The organism is Luteimonas salinilitoris (genome assembly GCF_041300785.1).
Taxonomy (GTDB): domain Bacteria; phylum Pseudomonadota; class Gammaproteobacteria; order Xanthomonadales; family Xanthomonadaceae; genus Luteimonas; species Luteimonas salinilitoris.
Genome location: NZ_JBFWIB010000011.1, coordinates 1 through 15,188, shown reverse-complemented (window position 1 = coordinate 15,188; position 15,188 = coordinate 1). Strand labels below are relative to the sequence as shown.

Here is a 15,188-nt window from a genome sequence, read left to right as displayed (position 1 = left end):
ACGGCGCCCGCGGGGCGTCCGCCGCATTCTTGCCGCGGCACCGGCGTGCGTCAAACGCCCCGCCGCCCGCGGCACATGCATGGGCGCGCCGCCGCGACTATCCTGCGCGGATCGTTCACAGCGGAACCCGCCCATGCGCCATAGCCTGCTCGCCCTCGCCCTGCTCGCCGCCCTGTCCGCCTGCCAGCGCTCCGAGGCGCCGGCCACGCCGGCCACGCAGGAACCGGCCGGCACCACCGCAGCCGACGAAGCCGCCGACGCCGCGTTCACCCAGCTCTCGCAGCGCGCCCTGGACGAATGGTTCGAACTCTCGCCGGTCTCCGCCACCCAGATCGGCGAGCACCGCTACGACGGCGAACTCGACGACATGAGCGCCGAGGGCCGCCAGCGCGCGCTCGACGCGGCCAAGCGGCTGCTGTCCGACCTCGACGCGATCGACGTCACGCGCCTGTCGCGTGAGAACCAGGTCGACGCCGCGATCCTGCGCAACCAGCTGCAATCGGAGATCTGGAACGCCGAGACGCTGCAGTCCTGGGCTTGGGATCCGCAGGTCTACAACAGCCTGGCCGGCGGCGCCATCTACGGCCTGATGGCGCGCGAGTTCGCGCCGCTGCCCGAAAGGCTGCGCTCGGCGACCGCGCGCATGGAGAAGCTGCCGGTGCTGTTCGCCCAGGCACGCGACAACCTCGACCCGGCGCGGGTGCCGAAGATCCACGCCGAGACCGTCGCCCGCCAGAACCCGGGCCTCCTCACCCTGGTCGACGAATTCATCACGCCCAACGTCGACACGCTCGAAGGCGAGGAGCGCGAACGCCTGGAGGCGGCGATCGATACGCTGCGCGCAGCCGTCGCCGAACACCAGGCCTGGCTCGACGACACCCTGGTGCCCGGCGCCGCCGGCGATTTCCGCATCGGCGCCGAGCTGTACGACCAGAAGCTGCGCTATTCGCTCAACTCCGAACTCTCGCGCGAGGAGATCCGCCAGCGCGCCGAGGCCGAGCTGGCGCGCGTACGTGACGAGATGTACGGCATCGCCCAGACCGTGCTCGAGGACGCACCGGACGCGCCGGAACTGCCGGCCGAACCCGACGACGACCAGCGCCAGGCCGCGATCGAGGCCGCGCTGGAACTCGCCTACGCCGAGCGGCCGGCCCGCGACGCGGTGGTCGATTTCGCCAAGCAGACGCTGGCGCAGGCGACCGAGTTCACCCGCGAACACGACCTGGTGACGGTGCCCGACGACCCGGTGCAGGTGATCCTGATGCCGGAGTTCCAGCGCGGCGTGGCCGTCGCCTACTGCGACTCGCCCGGCCCGCTCGACAAGGGCCTGGACACCTACTACGCGATCTCGCCGATCCCCGACGACTGGACCGACGAACAGGCCGACTCGTTCCTGCGCGAATACAACGACCGCATGATCCACCTGCTGTCGATCCACGAGGGCGTGCCGGGTCACTACCTGGAGGGCGCACATTCGGTGCAGCAACCCTCCACCCTGCGCGCGGTGCTGCGCTCGGGGCCGTTCGCGGAAGGCTGGGCGGTCTACACCGAGGACGTCATGGCCAGGGCCGGCTACCTCGACAACGACCCGCTGTTCCGCCTGGTGCAGCTGAAGTTCTACCTGCGCGCGGTGGCCAACGCGATCCTCGATCAGGGCGTGCACGTCGACGGCTGGAACCGCGAGCGGGCGATGGATCTGATGGTACGCACCACCTTCCAGCAGGAGCGCGAGGCCGCCGGCAAGTGGGTGCGTGCACAGCTGACCTCGGCGCAGCTGCCGACCTACTTCGCCGGCGTGCAGGAGCATTTCGACATGCGCGAGGCGGTGGAAGCCGAGCGCGCCGAGGATTTCGACCTCAAGGCCTACCACGACGAAGTGCTGTCCTACGGCGCTCCGCCGGTGCGCTTCGTGCGCCAGCTGATGCTGGACGAACCGATCCGCTGACGCGTCGCCGGCTCCCGACCCTGTGGAGCGAGGTGAACTCCCCCCTTTGAAAAAGGGGGGCCGGGGGGATTTGCTGTTGCTCTGGCCAGGCGAGGCGCACCGCAAATCCCTTCAGCGCCATCCGTCGAAGCCCGCGCGCCGCGGCTGGCAGGTCCGCGGAGTCGCGACTTCCATCGCTCCCACAAGCGGAACGCCCCCCGTCAGTCTCCACCAAGACGGCTGCCGGCCAAGCCCCGCTGACATCGGCATACCCTCGCCAGGCGACACTATTTACCCCCGTCCATGCACACTAGGGCCATGACCTTCGACCAGGCCCTGTTCCTCCTCATCCTCGCCGGCGGCCTGTACCTGTTCATCAGCGAGCGGTTGCGGGTGGACGTGACCGCCATGCTGATCCTGCTGGCGCTGGTGCTGACCGGCGTGCTGGACGGCCGCCAGGCGCTGACCGGATTCGCCAGCGACCCGGCGATCATCGTCGCCGCGGTGTTCGTGATCTCCGGCGGCATGGCCGCCACCGGCATCACCGAGCGCATCGGCCAGTGGATCGGGCACGCCGCCGGCTCGAGCGAGAGCCGCGCGGTCGCGGTGGTGATGCCGACGGTGGCGGCGCTGTCGTCGTTCACGCACCACGTGATGGTCACGGCGATGATGCTGCCGATCCTCAACCGCTTCGCGCGGTCGAAGAACATGTCGGTCTCGCGCCTGCTGATGCCGATGTCGTTCGCCGCCTCGCTCGGCACCACGCTCACCCTGGTCAGCGCTCCGGCCTTCCTGCTGGCCAGCAACCTGATCGAGCGCAACACCGGCGAGGGACTGGGCATCTTCTCGATCACCCCGATCGGCATCGCGCTGGTCGCGGTGGGCGTAGCCTACATGCTGGCCGCCCGCTGGCTGCTGCCCCGCCACGCCGGCGAGTCCGACGACGGCGGCTACCTGCGCCTGGACCGCTACCGCACCGAACTTCTGATCGTCGAAGGCTCGCGCTGGAGCACACGCCCGCTGGCCGACCTGCAGAAGGCGCTCGGCGACCGCTTCCGGCTGCTCGGCTGGCTGCGCGACGGCACCGTGCGCGACGACCTCAAGGACACTAGCGTGCTGCTGAGCGGCGACATCCTGCTGGTCGAGGCCTCGGCCGATGCGCTCGCCTCGCTGCACGACGACCCCGGTCTCGACCTGTACGCGCTGGCGCGCCACGGCGCCGCCGCGACCGCAACGGCCACCGGCGGCAGCGACGCGCAGCTGGTGCAGGCGTTGATCGCGCCGGGCTCGGAGTTCATCGGGCACTCGGTGCGCGAACTCGACTTCTCGCGCCGCTTCAAGGCGGTGATCGCCGGGCTGTGGCGGCGCGACGAACAGCCGACCGGGCGCCTGGCCGACGCGCGCCTGCGCGAGGGCGACCTGCTGGTGCTGTGGGGCCGCTCCAGCCACTTCGCCGAACTGGCCGCGCACCACGGCTTCCTGATGCTGGTGCCGTTCGCCGGCGAGGCCAAGCGTCGCGTGCGCGCGCCGCTGGCGCTGGCGGTGCTGGCCGGCACCGTGATCGCCGCCGGCACCGAATGGCTGGAGGCGCCGCTGGCGTTCCTGCTGGGCGCCGTGGCCATGGTGGCCACGCGCTGCGTCGACATCAACCAGGCCTACCGCGAGATCGACGTGCGCATCTTCGTGATGATCGCCGGCGTGATCCCGCTCGGCATCGCCATGGAACAGACCGGCACCGCCGACCTGTTCGCCCGGCACCTGTTCGGCGTGGTCGAGCACTGGCCGCCGCTCGGCGTGCTGCTGGTGATGTTCACCATGGCCGGCCTGCTCACGCAAATCCTCTCCGATGCCGCGACCACCGTGCTGCTGGGGCCGATCGCCGTGTCGCTCGCCGACGCGCTCGGGCTGTCGCCGATCCCGTTCGTAGTCTGCACCGCGCTCGGCGCGGTGGCCGCGTTCCTCACCCCGATCGGGCACCACGGCAACCTGCTGGTGCTCGGTCCCGGCCAGTACCGCTTCAACGACTTCCTGCGCATCGGCCTGCCATTGACGGTGGTGATCGCCCTGGTCAGCGCCTGGATGGCGCGCTGGCTGTGGCTGGACGGGCCGTTCTGGCCGTTCTGAGCGCGGTGGACGACGCCGTTCGGTCATCCTGCATTTGTGGACGCAACGGGAAGGCGGCATCCCGCTTTCGTGGGAGTGGCGGCGGCATGCCGCCGCCGGGCAGTCACTGGTTCGGTTGTCACGCCATCACCGCCTAATCCACCTGCACGGGGTCGCGACTTCCGTCGCTCCCACAGGAGAACGCATGCCCACTTTTGTGGGAGCGACGGAAGTCGCGACTGGCATCGCCGGGGAATACGCAGGCTAGTCGAGCCACATAGGGTGAGCCCCGGCCCACCGTCGCCATGTCACCAATTGTGATGGCGTCGGGCGCACCCCTACGGGTCGTGGAGGAGGTGGTGGGCTGAAGCCCACCCTATGCGCTGCGCTCGCCGTTCTCGACCCCTGTCTCCGGCGCAGCAGACGAGTCCTGTGCAGCCCGATGGCGCCCGGAGACGCCGTCCCCGTAGCCGGAGATGAAGTCGCCGGCGGTCCCCACCAGGAGCAACAGAACTGCCGCCGCCGCGAGCACGTTGCGATTCGTCTTGCGATATCCGATGACGAGCAAAACGGCACCTGCAATGAACAATCCGATATCCAGCGCATACATGTGCGGTCTCCTTGGGATTGGCCTGTCGTGAAACTCAAGAATGCGCGACGTGCCGATGAGGACAGCGGCGGCGTTGCAGCATGCACGCCCATGCTAATCGAGGTGGGCGCGCAGCGCTGCCGCATACGCATCCCGCACGTCCTTGCCCGGCGCCACAGGCGCATGCGGATAGGCACGCAGGAGGCCATCGTCCGGCAGTCGCGGGTGCACATGGACATGCAGATGCGGGACTTCCTGGAAAGCCGCCTCGCCGATGGAGTGCCAGATGCTCAGGCCCTCGTTGGGGAATGCGGACCCGATCGCCCGGGCGACCCGTGAAACCATCGCCATCAACGCCGCGCCCGTCGCGACGTCGAGCTCCCGCACGTCATGCAGATGCCGCCGCGGAACGACCAGCGTGTGACCGGGATGGAACTGCCGAAGGTCGACGAACGCCATCACCAGCGCGTCCTCGCAGACGATGCTGGCCGGCGCCCTGCCCTGCACGATTTCGCAAAAGACGCATTCGTCGTCCACTGATCTCTCCAGGCGAGCACTGCATCGAATCGATCGAGCCGCGAGGTGGTCGAATCTTCAGGCCTTGCCTGCTCGGCGCGGTCGGCGACTCATGCCTCAGGTGCAACGCGAACGATCACTACCGCGCGCGCTGGGTCGCAAGCGCCTTTTCGATCTTCCGGTCGGTCTTGTACTGGCTCAGCGCATAGACGGACCAGATGGCTGCCGGCAGCCAACCGATGATCGTGATCTGGAGGATCAAACAGATGATCCCGGCGAATGGCCGGCCGATGGTAAAGAACTGGAGCCAGGGCAGGAGGATCGCAAGCAGCAGTCGCATGGAGGCTTCCCTTTTTGCTGCACTTTATAAGGTGGACGCCCGCGAATCCAGAAGACTCCCCGGAAAGCATCTAACCATCAGGCACAGTCCTTTCGGAAACCGCCGGCCGAGCTCACAGGTTGAAGAGCTCACCTTTCAATGCGTCCCGCGAGGATGCCACGTCGAGCGCACCGAAGCGCGAGTCGCCATGTTGCACGCCGTCCGGGCAATTCCGCCTGGACGGCGCAGTGCTCAGCTCAGTGCTCGTGCGCGCCCTGCCACAGCTCGGGATCGTGCCACCAATGCTCGTCGTCGTGCCGCGACGCCGCATGCGTCGCCGCCGGCGCCGCCGAATCCGCAGCCGCAGCCCGCCGCGCCTCCGCGGAAGCGAACGGCGCCATCAGCTCCTCGATTCCGTACATTCTTCCGTTCTTCATCACCGCCTGCACGTTCGCCAGGTCGGCGATGTCCTGCAGCGGATCGCCGGCGACGAACACCAGGTCGGCGAGCTTGCCGCGCTCGACGCTGCCGAGGCTGTCGGCCACGCCGAATTCCTGCGCCGGCCGCAGGGTCGCGCTCTGCAGCGCCTGCCACGGCGCCATGCCGTACTTCACCTGCGCGCGCAGGTTGAGGTGCAGCGCCACGGCCGGGTTGTCGAGCGGCGAATCGGTGCCGGCCAGCACGCTGCCGCCGCCGTTCACGACCGCCGCCAGCGTCTCCTCCTCGCGGCGCAGCCGCTCGAGGCTGATGGTCTGGTCGGTGCCGACCGCCAGATCGCGCTTGGCGCGCAGCGCCGCCTGCTCCCACGGCGGATTCAATGCGAGCAGCCGCGGATCGTCGACCATCTCCGGATCCTCGGCGTACAGCGACGGATTGAACGTGGTCGAGATCACGAACATCCCGGACCCGGCCAGCAGGTCCACCACGTCGCCGTAGGTGGCGCCGGTCAGCGAGCGCGTGTAGGCGAAGCCCAGGCGCGAGGTGGCGCTCAGGTGGGTCATGCCGTCCATGTTGAAGGCCAGTCCGGGCAGCATGTAGTGCGATGCCGCCCACACGCCCATCTGCTGGTGCGCGAATTCCGCCGACAGCGCCTGGTCCTCGTGCGGCAGGCGGACGTAGGTCTTGAGCATGTCGTAGTCGAGCGCATCGGCGCGCTGCAGCTCGCGCGCGAGCTGGCGGTCGCCTCCGGTCACCGGACGCATGAAGTTGTAGTAGATGCGCTCGCCGTCGATCGCCTCGCCGCTGGCGAAGAAACGCGGACCGACCCGCTGCCCCGAGGCGTAGGCCTCGCGCGTCTCCACCGCGCGATAGGCCGGATCGCCGACCGACTGCATCGACGTCACCCCGTAGGCCAGCCACAGCCGGCCCAGCCGCGCACCGAAGAACTTGCCGCTGATCCACTCGTGGGTATGCGACTCCCACAGCCCGGGCAGCACCGTGTACTGCGATGCATCGACGAATTCGGTGCCGTGGCCCTGGCCGGCGGCATGCGCGACGTCTCGGTGCGGCCGCACGTGCACGATACGGTTGTTCACCACCGTGATGTCGACGTTGGTCTGCACCTGCGGGCCGCGCCCGTCCCACAAGCGCCCGGCGTGGATGATCGTCCTGCCGGCGGTCCGCTCCTGCTGCCAGTCCAGCCGCAGCGGCACGTGCCCGGGCCGGCCGCCGTCGCGCGAGACCATGCGCAACCGGCCATTGGACAGGTACAGCAGCTTCTGCGAATCGCCGCTCCAGGTCGGCGCATCGGTCACCTCGGTGGTCAGCTGCCGCGCCGGCCCGGCGGGATAGCCGTCGCCGTCGACCGGCATGGTCCATAGCGCGCTTTCCATGACGAAGGCGAGCGCGCTGCCGTCGGGCGAATACACCGGCCCGTCCTCGCCGCGCGTGCTCAGCGACTTGAACGGCGCCGGCTCCCAGTACCGCAGCTCGCCGCTGGCAACATCGGCGGTCAGGATCTGGCTGGTGCCCTCGCGGAAGCGGCGTGAGTACGGCTTGAGCGCGGCGATCGACACCGTGTTGCCGCTCGACGACCAGCTCGGCTTGCCGGGCGCGAACAGCGACGGGATCAGCGGCGTCACGTTGCCGGTCGACAGCGCGACGATCTGCGTCGCGCCGGTCTCGTCCTGGAAGGCGATGCGGTTGCCGTCCGGCGACCAGGCCGCGGACACCTCGGCGCCCGGCAGCGACGTGATGCGCTGTTCGTCGCCGGTCGACAGGTCGTGGACGTACAGGTCCTGCGTGCCGGCCTTGTCCGAGGAATACGCGATGCGCCCGCCGTCCGGCGACCAGGCCGGATCGGCCTTGTAATAGCTGTCGTCGGTCAGCGCGCGCGGCTTGCCGCCGATCCTCGCCACCCAGACCTGGTTGAGCGCCTGGAACGTCAGCTGGGTGCCATCCGGCGACAGCGCCGGTCCCACGATGCCCTTCGCCTGGCGGCGCGCAGGGGAATCGAAGACGGAACGCTTGCGCGGATAGTCCGGGCGCTCGAAACGGATATCGGCCTCGAACGGGACCCGCGCGCCGCCGCTGCCGTCCGCGCGCACGGTGCGGATTCCGCCGTCGCCGGTGTACAGCAGCGTGTCCGCGGATAGCCAGCGGGCCGGGAAAGGAAACACGTCGGTGGCCTCGCCGACCGGCTGACCGGCCACCATCAGCCGGCTGACGTTGTTCTGCAGCTGCACGTAGGCCAGCGTGGCGCCGTCCGGCGACCACGACGGTGCGAACAGCTGCGCCCCCTCCGGCGCGATGACCAGCGTCGAGCGCTCGCCGGTCGCCAGCGTCACCGCCTCGATCTTCGTGCCGCGGGCGCTGGTGCCGCTGACGAACGCCAGCCGCGTGCCGTCGGGCGACCACGCCGGCTCGAACTCCTCGATCGTGTCGTCGTCGGTGATGCGGACCGGCTCGCCGCTGTCGCGGTCGACCGTCCAGATGTCGTAGCTGCCGGCGAACGCGCGGTCGGACGCGAACGCGATCGTGCCGCCGTCCGGGGAGAAGCGCGGGTCGCGATGGTCGCCGGGGCCGCTGGTCAGGCGCTGCAGCCCTTCGCCATCCGAACGGACGGTCCAGATGTTGAAATTGCCGTCCCGGAATGCCTGGAACGCGATCAGGTCCTGCGTCGGCGACCAGTCCGGCCGCGCCGGCTCCAGCAGACTGTCGGTGATGCGTTCCGCCTTGCCTCCGCTTGCCGGCAGGCGCCACAGCACGCCCTGCAGATCCATGACGATCGCCTGCCCGTCCGGCGACACCGTCGCCGCGAGATTAGTGCCTTCGTCGACCGTGACGACCTGCGATGATCCATCGTGGGCGGCCGGGTCGTCCGCCGTTCCAGCCCCGAATGCGGCGAACGCCGCACATACGACCGCCCCCGCGACGAATGCGCGCAGGGCCGCTGACGAGTGTTTCATGACATCTCCCTCGTAGCCGGGCGCCGGGAGCCATCGACGATGCGACGATCTCCAGCGGCGCGAACCCCTGCAGGCGCACGCTTCCACACGCCGCACCGCGAACTCAATTCGACGTTGGTCGATGCGTGACGCCGTTGCGATCTGAATGCGGTGAAGCGACAGATGATGCAAAGTCGCGCGGGGTGACGCCTCAGTCTTTCATCGAAGCGATGAAGATCTGCGCCAGCGCGTCGGGGGACGTGCGCAGGACCGTCGGGTTCACCTGCAGCGCCAGCACGCCCGAGCCCGGATGGGCGTACGGCAGAATGACGCCCCTTCTCCGCAAGCGCGCCGTCCAGTCATCCGGCGCCACGCCGGACACCGTCAGCAGGAACCGGCTGGTGCCGTTCGGCGGCTTGCTTACCTCGAACCGGCCGTCTGCCTGCAGCAGCGCGATCAACCGGTCGGTCGCCTGCCACGCCTTGGCGTAGTCCTCCTCGTAGCTCTCCGCGTACTTCCCGACCACGGCGACCTGCGGCCACGCCTGCGGCAACGCGCCGCCGAACATCCGCCGCATGTGGAACAGCCCGTCGATGAAACCGGCGTCGCCGGCCAGGATCGCGCCGGACGCACCGTTGAAATGCTTCCACAGCGACACGTACACGGTGTCGAACAGCGCGGCGTGCTCCCGCACGCTCCTGCCCGAGTGGAAGGGCAGATTGAACATCCGCGCGCCGTCCAGGTGCAGGCGGATCCCCTGCTCGCGCGCATAGCCGCAGATGCGCTCCAGCTCGCCGAAGTCGACCATGTCGTGGCCGTTGCGCCGCACCGGATTCTCGATGGAGATCACCCCCACCTTCGTCTCGACCCGGCCGCCGGCCGAACGCTCGACCCAGTGCCGTACCTCCACCAGCTCGACCGCGCTGCGCCCCTGGGCGAGCGGAATCAGGTTCAAGCCGCTCAGCGTATCGGCGCAATCGCCGCTGTCGTTGTAGAGATGGCTCTCCGCCTGGACCAGCACGCGGCGGTCGTTGCCGGCCAGCTTCCTGACGGCCAGATGGTTGGCCAGGGTGCCGGTCGGCACGAACATCGCGGCCTCCTTGCCCAGCAGCTGCGCGAACTGTCGCTCCAGCTCCGCGACCAGCCCCCCGCGCGAGTAGTTGTCGGGCTCCAGGTCCCGACCCTTCGTTGCTTCGTCCAACAGCACGGCGTACTCGCGAGGACTGAACGCGAGTCCGTCCGAAACGAAATTGATGGACTTGAATAACCCCGACTCAGTGTCGGCCCCTGCGTCCGTCGCATCTGCCCGGGCAAGCACCGGCATCGCTGCCGCCAATCCACCAACGGCCAAGAACTTCCTGCGGTCCATAGAGCATCCTCAACACTTGTCGCACTTGGTGGTGGAATTCACCCGCCTTTACCGAATCGTCGAAGCAACCTGAAAGGGTACGCCCCAACCGGTTTTCGGGTGGCGCTCTTCTCCTTGATGGCCATGGTGGAATCGCCGGCCATGTATACCGTTTCCGCATGAGCGGCGGCCGAGAGAAATAGCGGAAGCAGACAAAGCCGATTTCTCATTGCATTTCCTCGACAATCTCGATCCGGTTCAAAATAACGCCAGGATCCGCCGCGTAAACGCGCAATGTATGGATCCCGGTCGGCACATCGGAGAGGGAAATTTCCCTGACGGCGCTGTTCGAAAGCTCATTGTCTTTCCACTCATCGCTCCATTCTGGTGCCGCAAAATCCACCCAGATGGGGTCGCGATCGTCGATTGCGATGGCCACGCCGACGCCGTGACCGGAGGTCAGCGGATGCGTCGGCACGGCGGTGAGCCGCAACTTTCCGTCCGCGGGATTTCGGTCGAACTGCCAGCTCAAGGGCTCGATCCCCGCCAGCGACACACCTTCTTTCCGCGCCGGCAGGGTCAGCTTGCTGCGCCAGCCCAAGAATTCGAACGCTTCCCACTCCCCGGAAGCCGCCAGCCTGTCGGACGCTGTCATCAGCGAGCGCGCCTTGGGCAAGGCGGGAAGTGTTCGATCCGCATAGTGCCTGCCTTCCTCGAACGTCATGAAGGTCCGCTGATTCCCATGCGCCTGATAGGGGCTGAAGACGGGCAGGTCGCGTGGTGCATGATCCATCATGTAGGCCCATTTTCCATTGTTGTTCTGGTTGTAGCGGCGGGTATCCTCAATGATCCGCCAATGGGCAAAACGGGCTTCGTGCATCAGGCGAGTGCCCTCACCGATCGCACCTTGCCCCGCCCGGATATTGGCGAGGTCATACTTCAGGATACGGTGATTGAGCAAGCCTGCGCCCCTGACCGGGTAATGAACCAGCTGGAAATAGGCATCCTTCCGGTCCGCGGGCATTTGTTCCGCAAGGGCATCTGCGCGCTCGATCAGAGCGGCATAGGCGGAAATGCGGTCGATCCCTCGTTGCGCATCACCGGCCAGATAAAGCGGTGAAGGCTCGAGCCAGGTGGTCGGATAAATACGGGTCCAGCCCATGAATTCCGGCCGCCGCTCCCAGGCCAGCGCGTAGAAATCTTCCATGATGCCGGCAGCCTCAAGGCCGGCGTCCGGGCCAAATTGTTCCTGCATCCATCCGCGCAGATGGGCGCTGGCATCCTTTTCGAAAAGCCCGGCGTCAAAAGCGAGATCAAGGAAATAGTGCGTGAGATACTCGCCCGGCTTGATATCCCCGACATTCACCACCCACAGGCGGTTCGAACCCGTTTCCCACGCCCGTTGCATCTGGTCGCGGATCAGCGCCGGATGCGTGCTCGCCAGCCAGAGGTAATCATGAGGCGCCCCCCAATAGGAGACGTGGTAGTACACTCCCGCGCCGCCTGAACGCCTTCTTTCCCGTTCGTTGCTCAGCTGGCGGATGTAGCCGTAATTATCGTCCGGCCATACCACGATCACATCGTCCGGGACGCTCAATCCTTTCCGATAGAGCCCCAGCACTTCCTTGTACAGGGTCAAAGACTGCGGTGCATCGGGCATATGACGCGACAGCATGGCCCGTTGGTCTTTCAGGGTGCTCTCCACGGCCCTGATGGCCTCCTGCGGGCTTTCGATGCCTTGCATGCCGGAATCATGCACACCTCGCATCCCCAATGTGACTACGACGTCCCTGAGATCCCGTTCGGAAAGATCCTTGACTCGTGCCTCCCAGTAATCCAGCACAGGCTGGCGGTTGCCGATGTAGTTGAACGACTGTTCCTTGTCCCATTCCCCCACATTGTTCCGCATCATGGGTTCCGCGTGGGACGTTCCTACGACAATCGCATAATCCCGTGCCATTTCGGCATTGCCGGGAACAAGATAGAACGCCTGCGTGCTTTCATGCATGGCGGGCCAGATGAGATTGGCCTTCATGCGCCACATCAGTTCGAAAATCCGGGCGTAGGTCTTGGGGCCGATGTCACGCGTTTCCGGCTCATGGGTCATGGCCGCCCAGGGTTGCAGGCCCCAATCCTCATCGTTGAGGAAGATGCCCCGATACTGCACCGAGGGTTCCGCCGATTGCATAAAACCCTCGCTGACCGGCAGAAAGGGCCGGGCGCGCGGCGTCACGTCCGCCCACCACTCCCAGGCCGAGACGCCCCATGTGCGCGCAAGATCGACCGCGCCATAGACCGTACCCCTGGCATCCGAACCATAAATGACGACCAGCTTGCGGCCTTGGACGGAAAGGGTCTTGCGGCCATGGCATTCCCATGCGCAGGTCAGCGCCGGCAGCTTCACGCCCGCCCATGTCTCGACAGCCTGCATCAGCGGACCGCCTGCAACATCCATCACGACGCATTCCGTCGCGCAAGCGTCGAGATCGGTTGCAAGGACGGGTCGCTTGCCGCGCAAGGCCGCGATATCCCGCCCCAGCATCTCGGCGGCGAGCGTGATTGTCTTGTCGGCAGCATGAATGACGGCGGGACGCGAAAGATGAAACGGCATCTCTGTCCTCTCGCCCATGGCAAAGGCCGATCCCGAGGCGAAGAGTGCGAGCAGCGGCAATAGGAGCGGAGGCTTCATCTCGAATGTTCTTTCAATATGGCCGAAGGCGTGCACTCAGGCGCCGCCCTGATGCGGGTTCGGCTTGAATGAATTGTCAGGCTGCTAACCGTGAGTGATAGGCACGCAACCGTTCATCAAGACTGCAGTCACTCCAGACCAATTGATTGAAGTGCGCCACGGCCGGTTGAAACGCCGAGCTTGGCGCTGCCAAGAACGATACCCGAAGTTGCCGATGCAGGTGAGGCTGCGAGAGTGGCAACAAGTTTAGTTGAGAGATCGGTTATGATCCAAGCTTCTGAGGCTTGGATCATGGCGGATCATGGTTGTCGGACGGGCAGTGACGGTGATCGAGCCGCACATCCCCAAGGTTTATGCGGGCAAACGCCCAAGCTTTGCCATATCACTAGCATCACAACAGACCCATCGGTCGGACGCGATCAGCGGGTCCCAGGCTTGCGGGAGATAGAGATGCGGAAATCGGCAATCGTGGCGATCGCAGCTGTGATCGGATTGGCCCTAGCGCCGGCGGGCCAGGTCTGTGAGGCGGCGCAACCAGAAGCCGCGTCGATAGAGGTCAGCGATCAGGTGCGCGCTGAACTCTTCGCCGCGCGGGAGACCATATGGCGCGCCTTTTTCAACGATGACCCCGCGCAGGTCGAAGCACTGCTGGGGCCGGAACTGATCGCGATCCAACAGCACCAGGAGCGCTGGGAGGATCGGGATCGGTTGGTCGCCCTGGCCCGGGGCATTCAACAGCAGGACGTCCGTATCCTGCGGCTGGAGTTTCCGCAAACAGAGATTCAAGTCTTCGGCGACGTGGCCGTCATGTACTACACCTATGTCTTTGAAACCGGCGACGGACAAAAGTCCGCCACCGACGCTGGGCGCGGCACAGAAATCTTCGTGCGCCGGGACGGACGGTGGATCGACGTCGGGTGGCACCTGGACAGCGGCGCCTTCGTGCGGCGGGGCGAGACATGGGTCCGGTTGGACCCGGCGCCTCAGTGAAACGAACCCCCGCCCTCGTAACCGACTGACGCCGCTGTCTGCATAGCAGACTAACGGTTGAGCTAAGCCGCCCCGGAGGCCGAAGGCCGGAGGGGTTGGCTTGAGCGATCTGTTAAACGCCCTCAAACGGCAACTAGCCACCGCGAGTACGCACCCCTATCAGGTCTGTACCTGTCACATGTGCTCATCGGGAAGTCCGCTGCCCGAGCTCTTGTGCAAGCCCGATGAGAATTCCTTCGGGGCCCCGGATGTAGCAGAGCCGATACGTGTCTTCGTACTGGACCACTTCGCCGACGAGCTCCGCGCCGCGTTTTCCGAGCCGGGCGAGCGTATCGTCGATGTCCTCCACGGTGAACATGACGCGTAGGTAACCGAGAGCGTTCACCGGGGCGCTGCGGTGATCGGCGACCACAGGCGGCGCGAGGAATCGGGACATCTCGAGCCGGCTGTGACCGTCCGGCGTACGCATCATGGCAATCTCGACGCGCATGTCGCGCAATCCAGTGACGCCATCTGCCCAGTCTCCTTCGATTGGGGCGCGCCCCTCGAGCTCTAGGCCAAGTTCGGTGAAGAACTCAATGGCGGCGCCGATGTCTTCTACCACGATGCCGACGTTGTCCATACGCTTGACCGTCATGATGTCTCCTTGGCGTCTAACGCCGGAGTTAAGCCGTGCCGCGAAGCGGCATCGGCTTGAACGCCTTGTTAGGCCGCATTGCCACTGCGGGCACCAAATTCCATAAGCAATTCAACCTTGTCGCCCTCCTCGCGCGCGTTAGCGAAGTCAAGAGCGGCTTCTCCAGCATCGTCGCGTGCATTTGCGTCGGCTCCAAGTTGCAACAGCTTCTCCATTACATCAATGCCTTCTGGATGTTCGGTTGCAGTGTGCAGCGGTGTACGTCCACGAGCGTCGCGCGCCTCTAGTTGTGCCCCGCTTCTGACTAAGATCTCCACCATCTCTGGATAAGCGGCCAAGTGTAATGGCGTGATCCCCTCATCGTTTTTGGCGTTGACATCAGCACCCTTGGTGATAAGCAGGCGAGCCATATCAAAGTGATCTTCCCCAGCAACACCGTGTAGCGGTGTAAAACCGTACTCATCTTCTTTGTTCACGGCGGATGGATCCTGGGTAACTATCTCTTGTACCCGAGAGAACTTCCCGGCGACAGCGGCGTCGTAAATGTTCATGGTTCCTGGTTGAGAGGCTAGAACGACAGATGAGATAAGTATTGTGAATGTAATAGTGGCGATGATTCTATTCATGCGGCCTAACGCCTTATGTCGACCCGCGAAGCGGGTTCGGCTCGAATGAATTGTTAGAGCT

The 15,188-nt window shown here is 66.0% G+C and carries 12 protein-coding genes; 3 read left to right on the top strand and 9 right to left on the bottom strand.

What is annotated here, in order from left to right:
* The first annotated feature begins 133 nt into the window (after nt 1-133).
* Together AB5T46_RS15195 and AB5T46_RS15190 are read left to right on the top strand one after the other, a co-directional pair.
* Nucleotides 134-1,945 (top strand): DUF885 domain-containing protein, encoded by a 1,812-nt coding sequence (locus AB5T46_RS15195; protein WP_370564878.1) that lies wholly within the window; start codon nt 134-136, stop codon nt 1,943-1,945.
* Nucleotides 1,946-2,242: 297 nt separating this feature from the next.
* The gene (locus AB5T46_RS15190) at nt 2,243-4,048 is read left to right on the top strand and encodes an SLC13 family permease (protein ID WP_370564877.1); all 1,806 of its coding nucleotides are present in this window, start codon (nt 2,243-2,245) and stop codon (nt 4,046-4,048) included.
* Between the two features lie 355 nt (nt 4,049-4,403).
* Here AB5T46_RS15190 and AB5T46_RS15185 read toward each other — a convergent pair whose 3' ends face one another.
* From AB5T46_RS15185 to AB5T46_RS15155, 7 genes are all read right to left on the bottom strand, one after another.
* Nucleotides 4,404-4,637, bottom strand: a complete 234-nt coding sequence (locus AB5T46_RS15185; protein ID WP_370564876.1) for a hypothetical protein — start codon at nt 4,635-4,637, stop codon at nt 4,404-4,406.
* 93 nt (nt 4,638-4,730) lie between these two features.
* Nucleotides 4,731-5,153: an HIT family protein gene (locus tag AB5T46_RS15180; RefSeq protein ID WP_370564875.1), complete on the bottom strand. Its 423-nt coding sequence runs from the start codon at nt 5,151-5,153 to the stop codon at nt 4,731-4,733.
* A 118-nt stretch (nt 5,154-5,271) separates the two neighbouring features.
* Nucleotides 5,272-5,472: a YqaE/Pmp3 family membrane protein gene (locus AB5T46_RS15175; protein ID WP_370564874.1), complete on the bottom strand. Its 201-nt coding sequence runs from the start codon at nt 5,470-5,472 to the stop codon at nt 5,272-5,274.
* 236 nt (nt 5,473-5,708) lie between these two features.
* Nucleotides 5,709-8,858, bottom strand: coding sequence for an amidohydrolase family protein (locus AB5T46_RS15170; RefSeq protein WP_370564873.1), 3,150 nt, complete (start codon nt 8,856-8,858; stop codon nt 5,709-5,711).
* Between the two features lie 190 nt (nt 8,859-9,048).
* Entirely contained in the window at nt 9,049-10,044 is a 996-nt protein-coding gene (locus AB5T46_RS15165; RefSeq protein WP_370564872.1) for a threonine aldolase family protein, read from the bottom strand.
* A 367-nt stretch (nt 10,045-10,411) separates the two neighbouring features.
* The gene (locus AB5T46_RS15160) at nt 10,412-12,910 is read right to left on the bottom strand and encodes a glycosyl hydrolase 115 family protein (RefSeq protein WP_370564871.1); all 2,499 of its coding nucleotides are present in this window, start codon (nt 12,908-12,910) and stop codon (nt 10,412-10,414) included.
* 92 nt (nt 12,911-13,002) lie between these two features.
* On the bottom strand, nt 13,003-13,167 hold the full coding sequence (locus tag AB5T46_RS15155) for a hypothetical protein (protein WP_370564870.1): 165 nt from the start codon (nt 13,165-13,167) through the stop codon (nt 13,003-13,005).
* Between the two features lie 157 nt (nt 13,168-13,324).
* On the opposite strand from AB5T46_RS15155, the gene AB5T46_RS15150 reads away from it, so the two are divergent.
* Nucleotides 13,325-13,864, top strand: a complete 540-nt coding sequence (locus tag AB5T46_RS15150) for a nuclear transport factor 2 family protein (RefSeq protein ID WP_370564868.1) — start codon at nt 13,325-13,327, stop codon at nt 13,862-13,864.
* A gap of 184 nt (nt 13,865-14,048) precedes the next feature.
* Here AB5T46_RS15150 and AB5T46_RS15145 read toward each other — a convergent pair whose 3' ends face one another.
* Nucleotides 14,049-14,501 carry a VOC family protein gene (locus tag AB5T46_RS15145; protein WP_370564867.1) on the bottom strand — a complete coding sequence of 151 codons (453 nt, stop codon included), beginning with the start codon at nt 14,499-14,501 and terminating at the stop codon, nt 14,049-14,051.
* Between the two features lie 68 nt (nt 14,502-14,569).
* On the bottom strand, nt 14,570-15,127 hold the full coding sequence (locus tag AB5T46_RS15140) for an ankyrin repeat domain-containing protein (RefSeq protein ID WP_370564866.1): 558 nt from the start codon (nt 15,125-15,127) through the stop codon (nt 14,570-14,572).
* Nucleotides 15,128-15,188: the final 61 nt, after the last annotated feature.

What these genes read in the sequence shown, in the direction of transcription:
- AB5T46_RS15195 (WP_370564878.1), top strand. Translation starts at nt 134, where the DNA reads ATGCGCCATAGCCTGCTCGCCCTCGCCCTGCTCGCCGCCCTGTCCGCC.
- AB5T46_RS15190 (WP_370564877.1), top strand. Translation starts at nt 2,243, where the DNA reads ATGACCTTCGACCAGGCCCTGTTCCTCCTCATCCTCGCCGGCGGCCTG.
- AB5T46_RS15185 (WP_370564876.1), bottom strand. Translation starts at nt 4,637, where the DNA reads ATGTATGCGCTGGATATCGGATTGTTCATTGCAGGTGCCGTTTTGCTC.
- AB5T46_RS15175 (WP_370564874.1), bottom strand. Translation starts at nt 5,472, where the DNA reads ATGCGACTGCTGCTTGCGATCCTCCTGCCCTGGCTCCAGTTCTTTACC.
- AB5T46_RS15170 (WP_370564873.1), bottom strand. Translation starts at nt 8,858, where the DNA reads ATGAAACACTCGTCAGCGGCCCTGCGCGCATTCGTCGCGGGGGCGGTC.
- AB5T46_RS15155 (WP_370564870.1), bottom strand. Translation starts at nt 13,167, where the DNA reads ATGATCCAAGCCTCAGAAGCTTGGATCATAACCGATCTCTCAACTAAA.
- AB5T46_RS15150 (WP_370564868.1), top strand. Translation starts at nt 13,325, where the DNA reads ATGCGGAAATCGGCAATCGTGGCGATCGCAGCTGTGATCGGATTGGCC.
- AB5T46_RS15145 (WP_370564867.1), bottom strand. Translation starts at nt 14,501, where the DNA reads ATGACGGTCAAGCGTATGGACAACGTCGGCATCGTGGTAGAAGACATC.
- AB5T46_RS15140 (WP_370564866.1), bottom strand. Translation starts at nt 15,127, where the DNA reads ATGAATAGAATCATCGCCACTATTACATTCACAATACTTATCTCATCT.